Origin of the sequence: Asaia sp. W19, assembly GCF_003994335.1 — a bacterium.
Lineage (GTDB): Bacteria > Pseudomonadota > Alphaproteobacteria > Acetobacterales > Acetobacteraceae > Asaia.
Genome location: NZ_PNQZ01000034.1, coordinates 14,147 through 31,889, shown reverse-complemented (window position 1 = coordinate 31,889; position 17,743 = coordinate 14,147). Strand labels below are relative to the sequence as shown.

Annotated in this window: 16 protein-coding genes; 10 read left to right on the top strand and 6 right to left on the bottom strand. The window is 60.3% G+C overall.

The genetic code is table 11. The features are described 5' to 3' along the window. The first annotated feature begins 221 nt into the window (after nucleotides 1-221). Complete coding sequence (locus C0V97_RS07685) at nucleotides 222-557, top strand: hypothetical protein (RefSeq protein ID WP_233582022.1); 336 nt, start codon at nucleotides 222-224, stop codon at nucleotides 555-557. Between the two features lie 210 nt (nucleotides 558-767). Next, a complete protein-coding gene (locus tag C0V97_RS07680; RefSeq protein ID WP_127102046.1) occupies nucleotides 768-1,229 on the top strand; it encodes a metallophosphoesterase in 462 nt (153 codons plus the stop codon). A gap of 74 nt (nucleotides 1,230-1,303) precedes the next feature. On the opposite strand, the gene C0V97_RS07675 is transcribed toward C0V97_RS07680, so the two are convergent. Genes C0V97_RS07675 through C0V97_RS18880 form a run of 3 tightly spaced genes read right to left on the bottom strand, consistent with a single transcriptional unit; the run spans nucleotide 1,304 to nucleotide 3,153 of the window. After that, entirely contained in the window at nucleotides 1,304-2,263 is a 960-nt protein-coding gene (locus C0V97_RS07675; protein WP_023294863.1) for a cation diffusion facilitator family transporter, read from the bottom strand. A gap of 19 nt (nucleotides 2,264-2,282) precedes the next feature. Further along, nucleotides 2,283-2,849, bottom strand: a complete 567-nt coding sequence (locus tag C0V97_RS07670) for a recombinase family protein (protein ID WP_011638900.1) — start codon at nucleotides 2,847-2,849, stop codon at nucleotides 2,283-2,285. Nucleotides 2,850-2,856: 7 nt separating this feature from the next. Further along, nucleotides 2,857-3,153 carry a double zinc ribbon domain-containing protein gene (locus C0V97_RS18880; protein ID WP_025714488.1) on the bottom strand — a complete coding sequence of 99 codons (297 nt, stop codon included), beginning with the start codon at nucleotides 3,151-3,153 and terminating at the stop codon, nucleotides 2,857-2,859. A 210-nt stretch (nucleotides 3,154-3,363) separates the two neighbouring features. Here C0V97_RS18880 and C0V97_RS07660 point away from each other — a divergent pair, with 210 nt between their 5' ends. From C0V97_RS07660 to C0V97_RS07645, 4 genes are all read left to right on the top strand, one after another. Further along, nucleotides 3,364-6,333, top strand: coding sequence for a Tn3-like element TnShfr1 family transposase (locus C0V97_RS07660; protein WP_127102045.1), 2,970 nt, complete (start codon nucleotides 3,364-3,366; stop codon nucleotides 6,331-6,333). Between the two features lie 66 nt (nucleotides 6,334-6,399). After that, nucleotides 6,400-6,864: a hypothetical protein gene (locus tag C0V97_RS07655; RefSeq protein WP_233582040.1), complete on the top strand. Its 465-nt coding sequence runs from the start codon at nucleotides 6,400-6,402 to the stop codon at nucleotides 6,862-6,864. A 124-nt stretch (nucleotides 6,865-6,988) separates the two neighbouring features. Continuing rightward, on the top strand, nucleotides 6,989-8,266 hold the full coding sequence (locus tag C0V97_RS07650; RefSeq protein WP_127102043.1) for an anthranilate synthase component I family protein: 1,278 nt from the start codon (nucleotides 6,989-6,991) through the stop codon (nucleotides 8,264-8,266). Then, complete coding sequence (locus C0V97_RS07645) at nucleotides 8,263-9,078, top strand: aminotransferase class IV (protein WP_127102042.1); 816 nt, start codon at nucleotides 8,263-8,265, stop codon at nucleotides 9,076-9,078. The genes C0V97_RS07650 and C0V97_RS07645 overlap by 4 nt, the downstream gene beginning before the upstream one ends. 8 nt (nucleotides 9,079-9,086) lie before the next feature. On the opposite strand, the gene cls is transcribed toward C0V97_RS07645, so the two are convergent. After that, nucleotides 9,087-10,535, bottom strand: coding sequence for a cardiolipin synthase (gene cls / locus C0V97_RS07640; RefSeq protein ID WP_127102041.1), 1,449 nt, complete (start codon nucleotides 10,533-10,535; stop codon nucleotides 9,087-9,089). Nucleotides 10,536-10,595: 60 nt separating this feature from the next. After that, on the bottom strand, nucleotides 10,596-11,117 hold the full coding sequence (locus C0V97_RS07635; RefSeq protein WP_127102040.1) for a hypothetical protein: 522 nt from the start codon (nucleotides 11,115-11,117) through the stop codon (nucleotides 10,596-10,598). A gap of 242 nt (nucleotides 11,118-11,359) precedes the next feature. On the opposite strand from C0V97_RS07635, the gene C0V97_RS07630 reads away from it, so the two are divergent. From C0V97_RS07630 to cyoD, 4 genes are read left to right on the top strand one after another with little or no spacing between them, the layout of a single operon-like run. Beyond that, entirely contained in the window at nucleotides 11,360-12,325 is a 966-nt protein-coding gene (locus C0V97_RS07630) for a cytochrome c oxidase subunit II (RefSeq protein ID WP_127102039.1), read from the top strand. A gap of 37 nt (nucleotides 12,326-12,362) precedes the next feature. Continuing rightward, nucleotides 12,363-14,426 (top strand): cbb3-type cytochrome c oxidase subunit I, encoded by a 2,064-nt coding sequence (locus C0V97_RS07625; RefSeq protein WP_127102038.1) that lies wholly within the window; start codon nucleotides 12,363-12,365, stop codon nucleotides 14,424-14,426. Beyond that, a complete protein-coding gene (locus C0V97_RS07620; RefSeq protein ID WP_199751720.1) occupies nucleotides 14,426-15,079 on the top strand; it encodes a cytochrome (ubi)quinol oxidase subunit III in 654 nt (217 codons plus the stop codon). The genes C0V97_RS07625 and C0V97_RS07620 overlap by 1 nt, the downstream gene beginning before the upstream one ends. After that, nucleotides 15,076-15,393: a cytochrome o ubiquinol oxidase subunit IV gene (gene cyoD, locus C0V97_RS07615; protein ID WP_127102037.1), complete on the top strand. Its 318-nt coding sequence runs from the start codon at nucleotides 15,076-15,078 to the stop codon at nucleotides 15,391-15,393. Before C0V97_RS07620 ends, cyoD begins: the two co-directional genes overlap by 4 nt. Here cyoD and C0V97_RS07610 read toward each other — a convergent pair. After that, on the bottom strand, nucleotides 15,378-17,474 hold the full coding sequence (locus C0V97_RS07610; RefSeq protein ID WP_127102036.1) for a Hint domain-containing protein: 2,097 nt from the start codon (nucleotides 17,472-17,474) through the stop codon (nucleotides 15,378-15,380). The two genes, cyoD and C0V97_RS07610, sit on opposite strands and share 16 nt — an antisense overlap. Between the last annotated feature and the right edge of the window lie 269 nt (nucleotides 17,475-17,743).

Sequence of the window (17,743 nt, the reverse complement as noted above, 5' to 3'; positions counted from 1 at the left end):
GAGCACCGTCATTCCCTCTTGGCAGATTCCTACCCGGCGTGCTCAGCTCATCCGCACCAGGAAGTATGTGGCCGTGATCTGCACAGAGCGATGGGGAGGAAGTTATTTCTCCCCATCGCTCTGGCTGGTCGACGTTCATCCCTCGCAAACAGGCTACAACAGAATGGATCGGCGCCAATCTCAAGAAGGCGCTGTATAGCAGCGAGGATTTCGGAGCGCATTTGCCTACGCCGATCCCGAGTGACCTCTCTCGCCCAGCAAAGGACGAGTCAAACCAGAAGTCTCGTGAGTTCTGGTTGCGTATCCAGCAGGAATTCGGCTTCAAGGACATTCTGACTGCCATGTCGAAATCAGCACTGATTTTTGTAGGCTGGCCTGAAGATCAGGGGGATCAAGTCGAAATGCGTTCTTCCCGTGGAAGCGGTGCGCATCATTCCGCCTGGGGGACCAATGAGAATTTCGGCAAGGTTTTCCATGCCTCGATCAATTTGAGTGACCTCGAATTCGGCGAGGTGGCCGTGCAGGCCCTGGATCGATGCCAGCCGAACTACGCCTGAGTGACCAAGCGTTACGTCTAGCAGCCTCTCGAATGCAGGGGGCGTTCTCTCGAATGCGTGCTCCCGAATGCGTGCTCCGGGTGATGCGCGTGTCATCGCCTGTGTCTTCTGTCATTGAAACTTCACTGACGCCAGACACGCGGCGGTCTATGCCTGCCTTCACCAGAGACGGTCTGATGGCGCGGCCATTGACCAAGGAAGGATGTTTCGATGCTGCTCCCCAGACGCCGTTTTCTCCGCTCGGCTGCGCTCACCGGTTTGGCCGCCGGAACACTCGGGCTGTCTGACCGGGCGCTCGCGCTGGTACCACAGCGCCCGGCTCTTCTGCCGCATGAGGATTTCAGCTTCATCTTTCTGACCGATACCCATATCCAGCCGGAACTTGACGCTGCCAAAGGCTGCATGGCGTGCTTTCGCCAGGCCCGCACAGCCAATGTCGATTTCACCCTCCAGGGGGGCGATCATATTTTCGATGCACTGGGCGTTCCGAAATCACGCGCACTCAGCCTGATGGACCTGTACAAGCAGACAGCCGATACGCTGGGCCATCAAGTGTATAATACCATGGGCAATCACGACATCATGGGCGTGTATACCAAGAGCGGCATCGAACCCACCGACCCGCTCTATGGGAAGAAGTATTACATCGATAATTTCGGCGCACCCTATTAGGGGTCGTCTCAGAAAACGGAAAAAATCGTACGCTAAGACCGGTTTGGCTAGCCGGGTAGTAGGAGTCCCATTAGTCACGCCTGCCGGGCTGCGGCTTGGTCTGGTTGAGAACTCGGTTCTTTGTGGCGATGATCCACGAAGTTGCACCCATCGACGCTGTGCTCACAGGCAACAATCTCCAGTTGCAGCGTCGTATGGAAGATGCTGAATCGGTCAGCCAGCAACAACTTGAGGGTTTTGAGCAACTCGTCGGGCCCTATTTCCGGCGCATACACGATATGAGCGGTCATGCTGACCTTGCCGCTCGTGAGCGCCCATACGTGCAAGTCATGCAGCCCTGTCACGCCTGGCACGGCCTGAACAGATGCCATCAAGGCTCCCATGTCAATGCCGTCTGGGACTCCCTCCAGCAAGACATTCAGGCTTTCCTTGAGTAGCAGCCAAGTTCGTGGCAGCACCCAAAGCCCAATTGCCACGGCGACGACCGCATCTACCCACACCCAGCCGGTGAATCGGATGACCAGCGCAGCTCCGATCACGCCGATGGAGCCAAGCATGTCGCTCCAGACCTCCAGATAAGCGCCTTTGACGTTGAGGCTCTTGTCCTTGCCGCCCTGAAGCATACGCATGCTGATGAGGTTGACGATCAGACCCAGCACTGCTACCACCAGCATCCCGCTGGACTGAACCTGCGCTGGCTCGCGCAAACGCTGCCAGCCCTCATACAGGATGTAGCCAGCGACGCCGAAGAGCAACAGGGCGTTGAATGCGGCCGCAAGGATTTCGAAGCGGTAGTAGCCATAGGTGCGCTTGGCATCGGCTGGCCGTCTCGCCACCCGTACAGCCGCCAAGGCGATGGCCAGCGCCGCTGCATCCGTGAACATGTGCGCCGCATCTGAGAGCAGGGCCAGGCTGTTGAAAACAATGCCTGCGGCGACTTCGGCCAGCAGGAAGCTTCCGGTCAGCGCCAGGGCGATCCAGAGCGATTTTTCATTGCGCTCGCTGGGTAGGGCATGGGAGTGATTGGTGCTCATCTTCGTCCTTCTTCTGAGTTCATTTTTGTTCAGCGTGACCGGAAGCCGGCACCCAGCGATACAACGTCGGGATTGAGACCCCGAGGTTCTTGGCCACGTCCTTGGGAGCGATCCCGCTGGCGAGCAGTTTCTTGGCCGATTCAATCTTGCTTTTGGTCATCTTCGGTTTGCGTCCTCCCTTGCGGCCTGACAGCCGGGCGACCGCCAATCCTGCACGGGTCCGCTCCACCGTCAGCTCGCGCTCCATTTCGGCGAGGCTGGCCATGACGTGAAAGAAGAACCGTCCCGACGGCGTGCCGGTGTCGATGGCGTCGGTGAGACTCTTGAACTGGATGCTCTGCTTGTGCAACTCGCTGACCAGATCGACCAATTGCTTGACGCTACGGCCCAGGCGATCCAGCTTCCAGACGACCAGCGTGTCTCCCTTGCGTAGCATTTCAAGCGCCTTGGCCAAGCCGGGGCGCTCGGCTCTCGTGCCGCTTAATTTGTCCTCAAAGAGCTTTTGGCACCCGGCCTGGGTCAAGGCCTCTCGCTGTAGCTCCAGGTTCTGATCCTGCGTCGAGACGCGCGCATAGCCGACGAGCATGGCACGGTCAGACCGCTGCCTTGCCGCACTGAGCGCAAAACTTCGTACCCGGTTGCAGTGTGGTTCCGCATTGCGCGCAAGCCGAAGGAACCAACGAAGTCCCGCACTGCTGGCAGAAGCGAGCGCCTGGCGCGTTAGATGCCTTGCAGTTGGGGCAAGCAAGGCCGCCATTACCCCACCCGCCCGCTGGCGGCCCGCCGCTTCCGTACCCACCGCCACCACCGTGATGCCCACCACCGTGATGCCCACCACCGCTGTAACCGCCACCGTGGTGGCCACCGAAAAGTCTGTCAAAAATACCCATGAGTCTTTCTCCTTTCGTAAACACGTCAAAGCCACTTGGGGCAGCGGTTGGCTACATCACTATTTCTCGAAACGCGTTGATATGATAAGAATTCAAGAATAAAGTTTCAAGAACTGTTTTCGAGAATCGCAACGCATTGATTTGCTGTACCGCGCCAGAGGGTTGAGCGGGATTGTCGCAAACCTACGTTTTTGAGAAGAAGGAGACTGCATGCCCCGCCGTTCAATCCTCTCCGCCGCAGAGCGCGACAGTCTCTTGGCGTTGCCCGATACCCAAGACGAACTCATCCGGCTCTACACGTTCAGCGAACCCGACCTGTCACTAATCCGCCAGCGGCGCGGTGACGCCAACCGCCTGGGTGTCGCGGTGCAATTATGCTTATTGCGCTTTCCCGGTCAGGGCCTGCTGCCCGACGCTGCGGTGCCGATGCCCCTGCTGCAATGGATCGGACGGCAACTGCGCATCGATCCATCGTGCTGGCCACAGTATGCAGAGAGGGAAGAAACCCGGCGCGAGCATCTGCTTGAGCTGCGTGCATATTTGGGCATGGAGCCGTTCGGCCTGGCGCACTATCGGCAGGCTGTCCATGCCGCGACCGAGTTGGCCTTGCAAACCGACAAGGGCATCATGCTGGCCAACAGTGTTCTCGACGACCTGCGGCACCGACACGTCATCTTGCCGACGCTGGATGTTGTCGAGCGCGTCTGTGCCGAGGCGATCACCCGCGCCAACCGGCAAATCTACGAAACCTTGTCCGAACCGCTATCGGACGCGCATCGTCGCCGCCTTGACGATCTGCTCAAACGCCGGGACAACGGCAAAACGACCTGGCTGGCCTGGCTGCGCCAGTCACCCGTCAAGCCCAATTCGCGGCACATGCTCGAACACATCGAACGCCTCAAGGCATGGCAGGCGCTCGACCTGCCTTCCGGCGTCGAGCGGTCGGTGCACCAGAATCGCCTGCTCAAGATCGCCCGCGAGGGTGGCCAGATGACACCCGCCGACCTGGCCAAGTTCGAGGCGCAGCGGCGCTACGCCACCCTGGTCGCGCTCGCCATCGAGGGCATGGCCACGGTCACCGACGAAATCATCGACTTGCACGACCGCATCCTGGGCAAGCTGTTCAACGCCGCCAAGAACAAGCATCAGCAGCAGTTTCAGGCATCCGGCAAGGCGATCAACGCCAAGGTGCGGCTGTTCGGGCGCATCGGCCAGGCGCTGATCGAGGCCAAGCAAGCGGGCCGCGATCCGTTCGCCGCCATCGAGGGCGTACTATCCTGGGATGCTTTCGCCGAAAATGTCACCGAAGCGCAGAAGCTCGCGCAGCCCGAGGACTTCGATTTCCTGCACCGCATCGGCGAGAGCTACGCCACGTTACGCCGGTACGCGCCGGAATTCCTCGCCGTGCTCAAGCTGCGGGCTGCGCCCGCTGCCAAGGATGTGCTGGACGCCATCGAGGTGCTGCGCGGCATGAACAGCGACAACGCACGCAAGGTGCCTGCCGATGCGCCGACCGACTTCATCAAGCCGCGCTGGCAGAAGCTGGTGATGACCGATGCCGGCATCGACCGGCGCTACTACGAGTTGTGCGCACTGTCGGAACTGAAGAACGCGCTGCGCTCCGGCGACATCTGGGTGCAAGGCTCACGCCAGTTCAAGGATTTCGAGGACTACCTGGTACCGCCTGTGAAATTCGCCAGCCTCAAGCTGGCCAGCGAACTGCCGCTGGCTGTGGTCACCAACTGCGACCAGTACCTGCATGACCGGCTGACGCTGCTAGAAACACAGCTTGCGACCGTCAACCGCATGGCGGCGGCCAACGACCTGCCGGACGCCATCATCACCGAGTCTGGCCTGAAGATCACGCCTCTGGATGCGGCGGTGCCTGACACCGCGCAGGCGCTGATCGACCAGACCGCGATGATCCTGCCGCACATCAAGATCACCGAACTGCTTATGGAAGTGGATGAATGGACGGGCTTCACCCGCCACTTTACGCACCTGAAATCGGGCGACCTGGCCAAGGACAAGAACCTGCTGCTGACCACCATACTGGCCGACGCGATCAATCTCGGCCTGACCAAGATGGCCGAGTCCTGTCCCGGCACAACGTATGCCAAGCTCGCCTGGCTACAAGCCTGGCATACCCGCGATGAAACCTATTCGACGGCGCTGGCCGAATTGGTGAACGCGCAGTTCCGGCATCCCTTCGCCGAGCATTGGGGTGACGGCACCACGTCATCGTCGGACGGCCAGAACTTCCGCACCGGCAGCAAGGCCGAGAGCACCGGGCACATCAACCCGAAATATGGCAGCAGCCCAGGGCGGACGTTTTACACGCACATCTCCGACCAGTACGCGCCGTTCCACACCAAGGTCGTGAACGTCGGCGTGCGCGACTCGACCTACGTGCTCGACGGCCTGCTGTACCACGAGTCCGACCTGCGCATCGAGGAGCACTACACCGACACGGCGGGCTTCACCGATCATGTCTTTGCCCTCATGCATCTGCTGGGCTTCCGCTTCGCGCCGCGCATCCGCGCCCTGGGCGACACCAAGCTGTTCATCCCTAAGGGTGAAGCCAGTTACGACGCACTCAGACCGACGATTAGCAGCGACAAGTTGAACATCAAGGCTATTCGTGCCCATTGGGATGAAATCCTGCGCCTGGCTACCTCGATCAAACAGGGCACGGTGACGGCCTCGCTGATGTTGCGCAAGCTCGGCAGCTACCCGCGCCAGAACGCCCTGGCCGTTGCGCTGCGCGAGCTGGGGCGCATCGAGCGCACGCTGTTCATCTTGGACTGGCTGCAAAGCGTGGAACTACGCCGTCGTGTGCATGCCGGATTGAACAAGGGCGAAGCCCGCAATGCGCTGGCCAGGGCGGTGTTCTTCAACCGGCTGGGCGAAATCCGCGACCGCAGTTTCGAGCAGCAGCGCTACCGGGCCAGTGGCCTCAACCTGGTGACGGCGGCCATCGTGCTGTGGAACACGGTCTACCTGGAGCGCGCCGCGAATGCTTTGCGCGGCCACGGCCATGGTGTCGATGAAGGGCTGTTGCAGTACCTGTCGCCGCTGGGTTGGGAGCATATCAACCTGACCGGCGATTACCTCTGGCGCAGTAGCTCCAAAGTAGGCGTGGGGAAATTCCGACCGCTACGTCCGCTCTCTGGGTCTTAGCGTACGATTTTTTCCGTTTTCTGAGGTGACCCCTATTACGCCTTCGACCATAAGGGAGTGCATTTCGTGGTGCTGGATTCCATCGGCATCACATCTGACCGGTCCTATGAGGGCTATATCGACCCGGCCCAGATTGCCTGGCTCAGCCGCGATCTGGCGGCCATACCCACAGGGACACCCGTGATTGTGTCGACCCATATTCCGCTCGTCACCGCCGTGGAGGATTACGCTCCGCCGCCGGGCAAGCCCCCTGCCCATCAGGGCATGCGCGTCAGGAATGCCTGGCAGGTTCTGGATCTCTTCGACCATTACAACGTGATCGGGGTGTTTCAGGGCCATACCCACGTGCTGGAGACCGTCACATGGCATGGCGTGCCCTACATCACCGGGGGCGCCGTATCAGGTAACTGGTGGCATGGCACACGTCTTGGCACACCCGAAGGCTATCTGACGGTGCGCGTGGAAAAAGGCCGGGTCATTCCGGATTACGTCACCTACGGGTTCAAGACCATCGACCCGAAAAATACCTGAGAAGCGTCTCGCCGCCTGATTGACTGGACGCCCGGCAAGGCGCGCGCTAAGGCCGGAGGATGCGGCGTTCCTCCCTCCTTCCAGCTCTTGTTCCTGTCGGGGCTTGCGCGTCTGGCGGCGCCCGATGATCGTTCAGGCGCTGGATTGGCGCTCGCCCGATGCCTTCGTGGCCCGATATGGCGACATGCCGTGGTCGGTGCTGCTCGATAGCGGTGGCCCCATCGGCGAACGCACGCGCTGGTCGTTCTTCTGCTGCGCACCCGAAGCGACCCTGACCCTCGACACGCCCGGTAATTGGGCGCAACTCGAAGCCCTCATTCCGAAACCCGTAGCCCCATGCTCTCTCCCGTTTTCAGGAGGGGTGATCGGGCTTGCCAGCTACGAGGCCGGGCTTGCAATCGAAGGCATCGTGTCGCGTCATACGCCTGTGCTCCCCTCCCTCCATGCGGCGCATTATGCAGGCGCCTTCGTGTTCGATCGACAGGAAAAGCGCCTGTACTGGAGCAGTGCCTGCGATGCCCCCATGCCGGTCGCCCTGCCATGCTGCTCCGCTCCCCTCGCCCCCACGCCCCGGCTCGACTTCACGCCCGATCTCGACCATGCGGCATACAGCAGCGCCGTCAAAGAGATGATCGCGCGGATCGACCAGGGGGAAATGTTCCAGGCCAATCTGACCACGCAATTCCGCGCACAGCGGCCCGAAGGGCTCACGGCAGCGGGGCTGTATCGCACCCTGCGTCGCACGTCCCCTGCGCCTTTCGGCGCGCTCTTCAGCCTGCCCGACTTTGCACTGCTCAGCGCGTCGGTCGAGCGGTTCCTGAGCATGGCACCCTCGGGCGCGATCGAGACGCGCCCGATCAAGGGCACCGCCCCGCTCGGTGCCAGTCCTGAGGAAGACGCGATCATTGCCGCCTCTCTCGCGTGTGATGAGAAGGAATATGCCGAAAACCTGATGATCACCGACCTGATGCGCAATGATATCGGGCGTGTGGCACAGATCGGCTCGGTTCAGGTGCCCGTGCTCTGCGCCGTCGAGCGCTTTGCCCATGTGCATCATCTGGTGTCTTCGGTGCAGGGACAAATCGAGCAAGGCAGAACCGCGCTCGATCTGTTGCGCGCCACGCTCCCGTCGGGCTCAGTGACGGGCGCTCCCAAACATCAGGCACTCAAGGTGATCGACCAGATCGAGCGCTCCGCGCGCGGGGCCTATTGCGGAACGCTGTTTCGCATCGGCGCGGATGGCGCGCTCGACAGCAGCGTGATCATCCGCAGTCTGCTGATGTCCGCGCAAGAAATAAGTCTCGGCGTTGGGTGCGGCATCACCACGCTCTCCGATCCGGAGCGCGAATATGAAGAACTGCGCCTCAAAGCCGCAGCCTTGCTGGCGCTGTTCGGCTCATGAAATTTCTCTGGCACAATCAGGGGCTCGAAGCTGTTTCCGAAGCGCGCATCGATCCACAGGACCGAGGGCTACTGCTGGGTGATGGCCTCTTCGAAACCATGCGTCTCAGCGCAGGAAAAATCCTGCGTCTGCAAGCGCATCTGGCCCGGTTGACCGCCGGGGCGGCACTGCTGCGTCTGCCTTTGCCCGATCTCGCGATGCTGCAGGCGGCGCTGGACCAACTGGTTGCCGCCAATGGTGCTGCAGAAGGTTCGTTACGCCTGACCCTGACCCGTGGCGCAGGGCCGCGCGGAGTGCTCCCCCCAGCCACCCCAACCCCGACGCTTCTGATCACACAGGCCCTTCCCGCCGTCGCATTACTGCCCTGCCGCGTACAGATCAGCCCCTGGCGTCGGGACGGAGCCTCGCCCCTGAGCCGCATCAAGCATCTGAACTACCTGCCTCAGATCCTTGCCCGTCTCGAGGCCAGTGAGGCGGGGTTTGATGATGCGCTGCTTCTCTCGGGTGACGGGCAGCATATTGCTGAATCCAGCGCAGCCAGCCTTGTTATTCTGGACGGCTCCCATCTGGTCACACCGCCGCTTGAGGATGGGGCGCTGGCAGGGATCGCACGCGCGGCCCTGCTCGCAACCGGCCAATGCGTCGAGAAGAGCATCACCCCGGATGCTCTGTGCGCATCCCGGGGAGCATGGCTGGTCAACAGCCTGTCGGTGCGTGAAATCGCGCAGTCAGGCGCGTATGCGCTGCCGCGCCACGAAGCATGGACAGCGCGCCTTACTGCGATACTGGCGCAGGACACTCCCCAGACTTAGAGCCTCGTTCACAGAACGGGGCCGATCATCGCCAGCGTGTTGTTCCACAGACGGCGATACCATGGCCAGGCACGGACATCGTCGAGCGTAATCTCCACGGCATCACGCAGATAGCTTTCCTGGCGCGCATGGATCTGAGCCGTGAAGTCTTTGTCGGCAAAGAGGATATTGTTCTCGAAATTCAGGTCGAAGCTGCGTCGGTCGAGATTGGCCGAGCCGATCATACCCATCCCGCCATCCAGTGTCAGCGCCTTGGTATGCAGAAGTCCGAGCGGATATTCGAAAATGCGCACACCTGCTTCAAGAAGCTCGGCATAATAGCTTCGGCTGGCACCTGCCACGATCCAGGAATCATTGCGGGTAGGCACGGTCAGCGTCACCTTGACCCCTCTGCGCGCTGAAGCACAGAGCGCCGCCTGGATGGGCTCATCGGGGACGTAATAGGGGGTGGTGATCGTGAGCTCACGTGAGGCCGCATTCATGAGCGAAACGAACACCTCGGGCATGGCGGCATAGCGCAGTGCGGCACTGGTGCCGATTACCTGGGCTACGAAGCCTTCCCCCTCTACCAGGGTGGCAGAGGCAAGGAGCGGTCCCAGATCCTCATCCGTGTGCGCCATCCAGTCCGTCGCGAAGAGATGCTGGTTCTGCAGCACGACGGGCCCTTCGAAACGGGTCATCAGGTCCACCCATGGCGCAAAACGCGCCTTGGGGCGGAATTCGGGGTCGGCGCAGTTCTGGCTGCCGCAATAGGTCAGACGATTATCGATCACCACGATCTTGCGATGATTGCGCATATCCATGCGCCCATGCAGTGGCCAGGTGACGATGTTACCGAGCGGCATGGCACGCACCACATGAGCACCAGCGCGCTCCATTTTCTTCCATGCTTCATGATGGATGAGATGACGCGAGCCGAGATCATCGGCCATGATCCGGCACCGGACACCGCGGGAAGCCGCGCGGCACACGGCTTCGACGATCTGCATCCCGTTATGATCGGTGAGCCAGATATAGAAGCAGATATGCACGTGGTCCCGGGCGGCGTCGATATCCCTCACCATTGAGGCAATCGCAGCATTCGAGTCAGGCAGAAGACTGGCCTTGTTACCCCCTTCCGGCGGATAACCGCTGGCGGACTGGCCCACCCGGAAAAGCGGTGCGAGACGAGGTGGAAGGCGGTATTTCTCCTCCGCGTCGATCAGGGCTTCATCGGCTTTACCGGGCACGCGCAAGGTCTTGCGGGCCTCGGTTATCCGGCTGACGAGGCGCGATCCCATATTGGTTTCACCAAGCATGAGATAGGCGAGCGTTCCGAGCACAGGCAGGGCCGCGATGATCGCGACCCATGCGACACGCGAGGCTGGCTGCCGATGCGGCCTCATGAGTGCACGGCCAATGAAGATCAGCTGGATGATGAAGCTCAGCGCCGCGCCCGTGACGCGCCAGCCGGTCATTTCCATTCCGGGTCACCCTTGCTTGTCAGTGAATGCGTTCAAATCTCTGCCTGGGGAAGCCTACTGCGCAGCGAGCTTCTCGGTCTTGTCCGGCAGCAGACGAAAACGCAACCGCATGACCGAGGCACCGACATGAGCGCCCTTGATCGACATCCTGAGGTCAAGCTTCACACCGTACTGGTTCTCCAGTACTGCGGCCCCTACGCCAGAGCCAATCGCCGCATCGGCCTTCACTGTCCAGTAAGTGCCATCGAATTGATCGAGACGGGTGAGATCCTTGACCGTGCCCGTGCCCTTGACCGCGATATAGCCGATGGAGGCAATACCACCGCCCCCGATCTCGAACGCGTAATCCTTGCCATTATGATGCAGCGTGCCTTTTCCCCACTCATAACCGAGCCCACCACCCACTTCCTGCAACGTGAAGTTGATGGCCGAATCCTCGGCCGGGGTCGCATTGCTGGCAGGCGCGGAGGCCTGAGGCGTGATGGGCGTTGTGGCACCCGGTACCGCATAGGCGGAAACCGCAAGAAGGCAGAGCGGGACTGAAGCGGCAAAAGCCGCAAAAGAACGTGGGAACATGACCTTCGCCTCCTTCTTGTTCGACCAGGCTTGGAGTTCAGACGCGGGAGTCCGGTCCGGGTTGCCTCAGCGCCATCTTAGCCCCGAAATCCCCCTCTGCAAATCAGTCCTGCGTCAGGACAGGCGCGCCTTCCGCGTTCATGGGTGCTGACATGAAAAGACATTTTAAGATGGGAACGGGGAAACGCTGATCACGATCGCGAGTTACTCTGGGCGAACCCTTGCGATGGAACCCAGAGCACGTGCCGAGACCGATACAGACCACGTCGGCCCTGCGTCAGGGCCTCCACGCCCTTCGCCTGACCCTGACCATGGCTGTACCTTTGTGCCTGCTCGCCGGGTGCCAGACTGACCATATCTCCTTCCTCGACCCGGCCGGTCCCATTGCCGCCTTGCAACGTTACTGGTTCGGACTGCTGGTGGGGGGGCTCACTCTGGTCATCCTGCCTGTACTGATCGGTGTACCTTTCTGCCTCTGGCATTATCGTGCCAGTAACAGCAAGGCCACCTTTCGTCCGGACTGGGATTTCGCACTCCCCCTCGAGTTTCTGGTCTGGGGCTTCCCGGCCATCGTGGTCATCGCCTTCTCCCTGCTGGTCTGGGGGCCGGAACGTCGCTACAGCCCCGACCGCGCCATTCACGACGAGCCGGCCATGACCATCGATGTGGTCGCCCTCAACTGGAAATGGCTGTTCATCTATCCTGACGCCCATGTGGCGAGTCTGGATCATCTGGTGCTACCTCAGGGACGCGAGGTCGTGTTTCGCCTGACCTCTGACGCGACCATGCAGTCCTTTCTCATTCCTTCGCTCGGCAGCCAGATCTACGCCATGGCAGGAATGGTCACGCGATTGCATCTGCTGGCAGATCGCCCCGGGCGATATCTGGGCGAAAACACCCAGTTTAACGGGATGGGATTTCAGGACCAGAAATTCGCCGTCGATGTGGTGGCTCCTGATCATTTCGAGCAGTGGCTGTCCCAGGCGCGTGCCAGCGCCCTGCATCTGGATTCCGCCACCTATGCTCTCCTGAGACGTCAGGAAAACGGGCGCCAATCCGCGCAGACATTGATGCATGACCCGCGTGCAGCCACGCCGAGCTTTTCGGAAGTGCCGGTTCACTTCTTCCATGACATCGTCAGTCGGTACGATCCCTCCATGACCGTCACCTCGGAACCCATCACTTCCGTCCCCCATACTCCTGGCTGATCGAGCCTGACCCTCGCGCTGCCCACGCAGCGCTTCCATGACCGGAGATCAGCATTTGCGCCATTTTCTGTTCGGCAATCTTGGCTATGACGCCCTGCCCTTCTACAGCGCCATCGCCACGGGAGCCGCCTCGGTGGTGGTGCTCGGCGCTCTGGCCGTGCTGGTCTTCGTGACCTGGATCAAGGGATGGAGATCGCTCTGGACCGACTGGCTGACCAGTGTCGACCATAAACGCATCGGCATCATGTATGTGGTGGTGTCATTCGTGATGCTGGCGCGCGCTGTGGTCGAGGCAGCCGTCATGCGCTCGCAACAGGCCGTCGCCTATAACAACCCCGGTTTCATACCGCCCGAGCATTTCGCGCAGCTTTTCACAACGCATGGCACGATCATGATCTTCTTCATGGCCATGCCGTTCCTGATCGGCATCTACAATTTCGCCATGCCGCTGCAGATCGGCGCGCGAGACGTCTCCTTTCCGGCCATGAATTCCATCAGCCTCGGCCTGACCAGTGCGGGCGCGGTGCTGATGATGATCTCACTGTGCATTGGCAAGTTCTCGACCGGTGGCTGGACTGGGTATCCCCCCTATACCGAGCTCTCTTTCAGCCCCGGTGTCGGAGTTGATTACTGGATCTGGGCTCTGACACTGAGTTCGATCGGCAACACCATGACGGGCATCAATTTTGCCGTCACCATCTACAAGAAGCGCGCGCCGGGCATGACCCTGTTCCGCATGCCGCTTTTTGCATGGACGGCTCTGTGTATTTCCATCCTGATGATTTTTGCCATGCCGCCGCTGACGGTCGCCACGCTCATGCTGGCGATGGACCGCTATCTGGGGATGCATTTCTTCACCAATGAACTGGGTGGGAACATGATGAATTACATCAACATGTTCTGGCTGTTCGGTCATCCGGAAGTCTACATCCTGATCCTGCCCGCCTTTGGCGTCTATTCGGAAACCATTGCCACGTTCTCGAACAAGCGGCTCTATGGCTACACTTCACTGGTCTGGGCCACGATCTCCATCGCCGTGCTGTCCTTCACGGTATGGCTGCATCATTTCTTCACCATGGGGCAGGACGGGAATGTCAACGCGATCTTCGGCATCGCCACCATGCTCATCGCCATTCCGACCGGTGTGAAAGTCTATGACTGGCTTCTGACCATGGTGCGCGGGCGCATCCGCATCAGCGTGCCCATGCTCTATGCCTGCGCCTTCATGGTGCTGTTCGTCGTCGGTGGCGCCACGGGCGTCATGCTGGCCAATCCGGGTTTCGATTATCAGGTGCACAACACGCTCTTTCTCGTGGCCCATTTTCACAACATGCTGATCCCCGGTCTGCTTTTCGGGATGCTGAGCGCCTATCATTACTGGTTTCCCAAGGCCTTCGGTTTCCGCCTGCACGAGGGCTGGGGACGGATCATCTTCGGCTGCTGGGTTGGAGGCTTCATCCTGGCGTTCATGCCGCTCTATATCGTTGGGGCGCTGGGGATGCCCCGTCGTAGCCAGGAATTTTTCGAGGCCGTCTATCGGCCTTATCTCTGGGTCGCCCTCTTCGGCGCGCTGCTCGTGCTTTGTGCACTGGCCAGTATGGTGATCCAGCTCTGGACCAGCATACGTGACCGCCAAAGCCTTGCCGTACCGGCGGGCGATCCATGGAACGGGCGTACTCTGGAATGGTCGATTGCCGCCCCTCCCCCGGAGTATAATTTCGCGCTTATTCCACAGATCGACAGTGTCGATGCGTTCCATCAGGCCAAGAAGCAGCACACGGCCTGGCGTGCACCGGAGCATTATTACGATATCGAACTCCCCTCGAACACACCGGTTGGCTTTGTATGCTGTGTGGCAAGCGGGGTCTTCGGCTTTGCCCTGACATGGCATGTCTGGTGGGCTGTGCTGCTGGGCGCAGGGGTGTTTTTCGGGGCGATCATTACCCGCAGCTTCAACCGCGATACGTTCCGGATCATCCCCGCCGCCGAGATCCGTAAGACAGAGGAACGCTGGCTGCTGACATTGCGTGAGAGTCCAGCCATCGCCAATGACGCGATGTTCACTACCACCAATCGCGGTCTGGTCAGGGAGCCCGTGTGATGGCGCAGGCAGTACACGGCAAGGGTCCGAGCCATATCGGTATCCGCATGAGCAATGCGGCACCTGAATCCCGCAAGGAAGCTGCGCGCTCCGAGGCCGAGGAGGCACTTTTCGGCTTCTGGGTCTTTCTCATGAGCGACCTCATCATTTTCTCGATGCTGTTCGCCACCTACGCAACGATGGGCCATTCCCTCGCAGGGGGGCCGGGTCCGCACGAGCTCTTCGATCTCGGTTCGGCAGCCTGGGAGACTGTAGCGCTGCTGCTCAGCAGCTTCACATGCGGCCTTGCAACACTTGCGATGCGCTATGACCGATCAACCGCAAAGACGCTGTTCTGGTTTGGCGTCACCCTGATGCTCGGCCTGGCCTTCCTGTCGCTCGAGCTGCACGACTTCTTCACCATGGCGTCAAAAGGCGGTGTGCCCTCGCGGTCGGGCTGGCTCTCGGCAAGCTGGGCGCTGATTGGGACCCATGGGTTGCATGTGACGAGCGGCTGTATCTGGATGGTGATCATGTTCGCCCAGGTCGCGAAGTTCGGCCTCGACCCGTTGGTGCAGACGCGCTTCATGCGCCTCGCCCTGTTCTGGCATTTCCTGGATATCGTCTGGATCGGAATTTTTTCGATCGTCTATCTGCTGGGAGTTCTGTCATGAACGATGATCATGCTGCGGAACGTCGGCAGGAGTTGCACGGCTATATTATCGGACTCGCATCCGCCATCCTGCTTTCCGCTATTCCGTTCGCCGGGGTCATGCTGGGGTTGTTCTCCCCCGGTGCCCTGATTTGGGTCATCGCTGTCGCAGGCCTCGTGCAGGTCATCGTGCATTTCCGGTTTTTCCTGCATATCGACCTGTCGCGCTCCCATCGCGACGATCTGCAGCTTATCCTGTTCTCGCTGCTGATCGTCGTGCTGATGGTGGGCGGTACGCTCTGGGTGCTGACGAACCAGCGTCACATGATGGGGTGAATCCCCCCGCCGCGCCGGGGGGATTCACGATAAGGCCCGCCGGCGAGGACGTGGATCGACAGCATCGCGGCCGCGCATTCATCAGCATGGTCGATTGGAAGGGTCGCGTAGCCCGAGGTCCAGCGGCATCCCTGCTCCGGTCCCTCGTCCCAGCCCGGCAGGTCCGCGCCGTCGAGATGGCTGCGTATCGCATGAGCTGCGTCCGAGCGATAAAGTGTGACCTCACCGACCAGAACGCCCAGCCTGCGACGATCATCCACAAAGGACCCATATGTATCGCATGGTCGTGCGCTGCGTGACACCAGCCGTACACGCGCGATGCCCGGCGGCAGCGTGAACAGGAAATGGTTTCCCGCCCGGCGCTTCAGATCGATACGCAGCCCTTCATCGGTCAGCAGATGCAGATCGTGTTCGTGTTCGACCCGTGAATCCTCGCGTGCCTCGGAACCACAGCGCGCCAGAATCTCATCATAGATCGGCTCGACGAAGTCACGATCAGTCCGCAGGGGCGCAGCGCCATGGGTTGTCCAGCGCCGATAAGACGGGGCTTCTCCATTCTGACCCTCCCCAAGCCTTGAGACCGTGTCGAGGTAGCTTTCAGTCAGCACCTTGTTCGCGCGGATAATGCCATGGGTCGCGAGTTCGACATGGTAGTAGTCATACTGCCGCAGCGCGCGTTCGTAACGGATGGATTCCCCGTTGACGAGCATACGGGCCGGGATGAAGCCGCCGGCGAAGTAGAGGCAATGTTCAGCCGTAACGAGCAGATCGCTATCGGGAAGATCACGTCCAAGACTATGCGCACAGATCCGGACCGGATAACCGGCAAGATCGTCTTCACGCACATTCTCGACGGTAGCCTGTCCTTTGCTGACACGCATAATCGTCTCGATGCAGGGATATTCGTCGCGATAGACGATGATCTGCTGCCCGGCAGTGAGAGTCTCGACGGCTACCGGTCCCTGGGGTGTTTCGATACGGGCTCCGGAAAGGAAGCAGGTCGTGGCAGTGCCACCATAGATCGATAGCTGCCCCCCCGAAGTTACAGCCGGGTTGATGATGGTCGCCCCGCTGCTGACCACTACGGGAGCGCCTTCCGATATCTGGGGATTGATCAGCGTTGCACCGTTAAGCGCCGTGACCGTGTCGGCGCCATAACCGCTATTGAGAAAGATGTCGTTGACCGAACTCGCGCCGGAAGAATAGGTCATCGGGTTCGAGTTCATCAGATTGCCGCTGGTGACACCGCCGCTGGCGATCGTGACATAGCCATTATGCACTTGGGAATTGAGCAGCGTTCCCCCGTTATAGACCGAGATCGTCGGATAGCCACCCGAGGCAAGCAGACCGGACACGACGGCACCGCTCATGATGTAAAGTGTCCCGCCATTCAGGCGCAGCGGTGCTTCAAGCTTCGCCCCTGTCCCGCTCACATAGACCGTCTTGCCGCCACTCATGACTGCGGACCAGGTACCTGTCACAGTGGTGACGTTGCTGGAGGGCATGATCGGTGGCGTGGTGTGGGGCGTGCCCATGACAGTGCTGATAAATGCCGAACCGCCAGGCTGAATCGACAGATTGGACACCACCGAGCCCGCGCTGAACGTCACAACGCCACCTGTGGAGACGGTAACGCCATTGACGGTCGCACCCGAATTGAAAACCATTGGGCCACCGGATAGCGTAACGGCGTTGCTCACCACGGATCCGGCACTGAAATAGGCTGTATCGGCACCATAACCGGGACCCGCGTAGAAACTATCCCCGATCGACGAGGCCCCGCTAAAGAAATAGACCGGGTCGGAGCTGAACATGTTGCTGCTGGTCGTGGCGCCCTGCAAGGCAGAGACATAGCCATTCACGATGGTTGAGCTGAGCAGAGTGCCGCCGGATGACACGACAACGTTGGGAATATTGCCGGAATTCGTGACGCCTGACGCCACGGCGCCACTCGTCACATAAAGCGTCGCTGCGCCTGTGAGCTGCACGGGTCCATCATAGGTCACACCGCCACTTTGATAGACAGTCACGCCACGGTCATTGAGAACGGCAGACCACGTACCGGTAATTTTTGTCGCCATTCTCAGAATCCTTCGATGCTCTGAATGCGCATTGACGCCATAACCGCGACGGCAGGGCGTGAGATCGCGACGATTTATTCAATAATAATCGCGAATACTTCCAAAGCGCAGAATTCGTGGCGAAAGGAGACACAACGACCGGGGATACGCTCTCCCTGACCTTTGACGTCATCCTCTCGCTTTCTTGAGCATGACTTACCAACATGGTTCCGAAACGACAAACGTTATATAATGAGGAATTATGTCAAAAACGGCTGGGCCGGGCGATA